General features: G+C 65.9%; 3 protein-coding genes. All 3 read right to left on the bottom strand.

Going from position 1 to position 2769, the window contains the following annotated elements; all coding sequences use genetic code 11:
* Positions 1 to 244: 244 nt before the first annotated feature.
* On the bottom strand, positions 245 to 913 hold the full coding sequence (locus MHY23_RS11765; protein WP_239307701.1) for a rhomboid family intramembrane serine protease: 669 nt from the start codon (positions 911 to 913) through the stop codon (positions 245 to 247).
* Positions 914 to 968: 55 nt separating this feature from the next.
* Positions 969 to 1490: a peptidylprolyl isomerase gene (locus MHY23_RS11760; RefSeq protein WP_239307700.1), complete on the bottom strand. Its 522-nt coding sequence runs from the start codon at positions 1488 to 1490 to the stop codon at positions 969 to 971.
* A 154-nt stretch (positions 1491 to 1644) separates the two neighbouring features.
* Positions 1645 to 2610: a DUF559 domain-containing protein gene (locus MHY23_RS11755; RefSeq protein ID WP_181889430.1), complete on the bottom strand. Its 966-nt coding sequence runs from the start codon at positions 2608 to 2610 to the stop codon at positions 1645 to 1647.
* Between the last annotated feature and the right edge of the window lie 159 nt (positions 2611 to 2769).

The raw sequence follows: 2769 nt of genomic DNA, 5'->3' as shown, positions 1-2769 counted from the left end.
GCCGCACCCGAATGAAGCGGATACAGGAACAATCACCCCATGCAATCTGAGCCGCTACCGGATGCTCACTGAAGCGCTACCGGATACTCACGACACCGCTACCAAATAGCCGGTCGCAACAGGCTAGGGTCTCAATCAATCGTCCGAGAGGGAGGCTAGACGCCCACGATCCTCCGCGGCTCTGCGAGAGAAAGACTACCCCGCACCGTCTGGCAGATCTAGCCCTCCCCTTTGAGCGCCGTCCCTAGTACACCGGCACCGTCGACGGAATCGTCAGCGCCCAGATGGCCACGCACGCCGCCGCGGCCGCGACCCCCGCTGTGATCCAGCGGGTGCGCACGTTTTCCGAGGTCAACGGCCACGCCATCACCGCCCCCGCCGCCAGGCCGCCGAGGTGCCCCCACAGCGACACACCCGGGCTGAGCAGCGTGTACGCCACGTTCACAGCCACCAGGGCGAGTGGCGCGCGCAGGTCCGTGGAACGTCGAAAAGCAATGGCGATCAAAAGCGCCATCAGCATGTAGAGGGCGCCGGAAGCGCCGGCGGTGGGCGTCGTGAAGCTAAATGCGAGCACACTTGCCGACGCCCAAAGGACCCCCGCGACCCACGCCACCACAAACGGGCCAGTGCCGAGGAAGCGCTCCACCTCCGCACCCACCAGGACCAGCATGAACATGTTGAGAAAGAGGTGCGTGATGTCCAAGTGCATGAAGCCGGCGGTGAGCGCGCGGAGGTAGCCCGCGCCGTAGACCTCGGGGCCGTAGAGGATCGTGTGGGTGCCCACCGCGGAATCCCACACCACGTCCGTGAGCGAACGGGCCTGGAGCGCGGCGACGAGGAAGACGAGCGTGCAGATCGCCGTAATCGCCGTGGTGGCGGGGGCGGTGCGGGGCAGGTTGCGGAGAGTGGGCATGGGATCAGGGTACGAAAAAGCCCCCGCACGGTGGCGGGGGCGCGGCGCGGGTGGCTTACGCGATGTCGATGGACTCGATCACGACGTCCTCGACCGGGCGGTCCATGCGACCGGTCTTCACATTCGCGATCTCGTCGACGACCTTCTTCGACGCCTCGTCGGTGACCTCGCCGAAGATGGTGTGGCGGTTGTTCAGCCACGGGGTCGCGTCGACGGTGATGAAGAACTGGGAACCGTTCGTGCCCGGGCCGGCGTTAGCCATGGCCAGCAGGTACGGGCGGTCGAACTGCAGCTCCGGGTGGAACTCGTCAGCGAACTGGAAACCCGGGCCACCGGTGCCGGTGCCGGTCGGGTCGCCGCCCTGGATCATGAAGCCCGGGATGATGCGGTGGAAAATCGCGCCGTCGTAGAACGGGCCCTCGGTGGTGCCCTGGGCGTTCTTGGCGGAGTAATCGGTGGTGCCCTGCGCCAGGCCCGTAATCGTCTCGACCGTCTTCGGCGCGTGGTTGCCAAACAGGTCGATCACGATGTCGCCGTGATTCGTGTGCAAAGTCATGGTCTGAGTCTTTTGAGTCATGCGCTCTAGGGTACGCGGGTTCCGGCGCGCGGGGTGCGGGCGGGTGCGGGGTTGGGCTCACGGCCCTAAAGGTCGAGTCCGGGAGGTCGAGTACGCCCGGTTTCGGTGCCGTACTCGACCTCCGCCGCTCGACTTTCGGCGGCGTATAGCGCCCCTACCTCCGCCAGTGTTCCCCGTGCACCGGTCTGAACACCGTGGCCGGTACTTTCGGCTCGCCGAGGAGACCGGAGCGGGCCTTGAGCTCCAGGATCTCCCGGACGCAGGCCTCCTCGTCCCGGAGAATCTCCGACGGCTCGAAGCGGGCGACCTCGTAGATCTGCTTCCGTAACCAGTTTTCACGCAGGAGCTGGTCCCGCGACACCTTCTTCGCCAACTCCTCGTCTTTCTTCGCCGTCTTGACCAGCCCGTCGATCTCGATCGCCACCTGCCCCCACAGCAAGTCCGGGCGCACGTAACGGCCAATCCACATCTGCTCGCGGACGATGATGTCGCGTTCCCGCAGGATCACGCGCAGGAGGGACTCGTATGGCGATTCGGACTTGGTGGACGACCAGCGCAGCGCCTGCCGTGCCCGCCCGATCCCCTTCTTGCCTGCCAGACGCTTGATCGTCGCGTGGAGTTCGGCCTGGATGCGTTCCTGCTCCAGCGGTGGCTTGCCCACAAACAGGGAATCCATCGCGACGGCTCCTGCCCTCACCCCGTGCAGGCGCGCGACGTCGACGGCTGTGCGGACGGGGCTGGTTAACCGGAGGACGTCGCCAGGCGTCGCGCACTCGATGGCCACCACATCCTCTTCGGGGATGCGCAGGCTGCGGTACTCGACCCCTTCCGGCCAGCTTGCCCTGGCGGGCGGTTTTTGTCCTGGGATGGCCAGCAGGACGGGCGCGTTTGGGGCGGGCAGCGTCCACAGGCCGTGCACGACTGCGGCGGAGCGCCCCACCAGCACCGCTTTCCGGCTCGCGGCGCCGACGGCATAGCTGCTGAGAAACTCCCGCTCGTGGTGTTTCAGCCGAGACCATTCTGCCTGGGCGATGAATTTGTTCGCGGATAACTTGATGCACGTTTGACGGTCCGACTCCCCCGGTCTGACCAGCAGCTGCGCTAGCTTTCTCCTGTCCATATTTCCCCCCCCGATGTTTGTTTGTTTCGCTCAGAGTACATGGCTACTGGCGAGAACGAAAGGGCCCCGCCAAAAGTCGAGCGGCGGAGGTCGAGTCCGGCCCAAATAGAGGGCGTACTCGACCTCCCGTACTCGACTTTCGCGGGGCGGGGGCGGCGG

Source organism: Corynebacterium sp. ACRQP, from assembly GCF_022345915.1.
GTDB lineage: Bacteria > Actinomycetota > Actinomycetes > Mycobacteriales > Mycobacteriaceae > Corynebacterium > Corynebacterium lehmanniae.
Note: the sequence above shows the minus strand (reverse complement) of the source record. Positions and strands in the feature narration are given on the sequence as shown.

What these genes read in the sequence shown, in the direction of transcription:
- MHY23_RS11765 (WP_239307701.1), bottom strand. Translation starts at nt 913, where the DNA reads ATGCCCACTCTCCGCAACCTGCCCCGCACCGCCCCCGCCACCACGGCG.
- MHY23_RS11760 (WP_239307700.1), bottom strand. Translation starts at nt 1,490, where the DNA reads ATGACTCAAAAGACTCAGACCATGACTTTGCACACGAATCACGGCGAC.
- MHY23_RS11755 (WP_181889430.1), bottom strand. Translation starts at nt 2,610, where the DNA reads ATGGACAGGAGAAAGCTAGCGCAGCTGCTGGTCAGACCGGGGGAGTCG.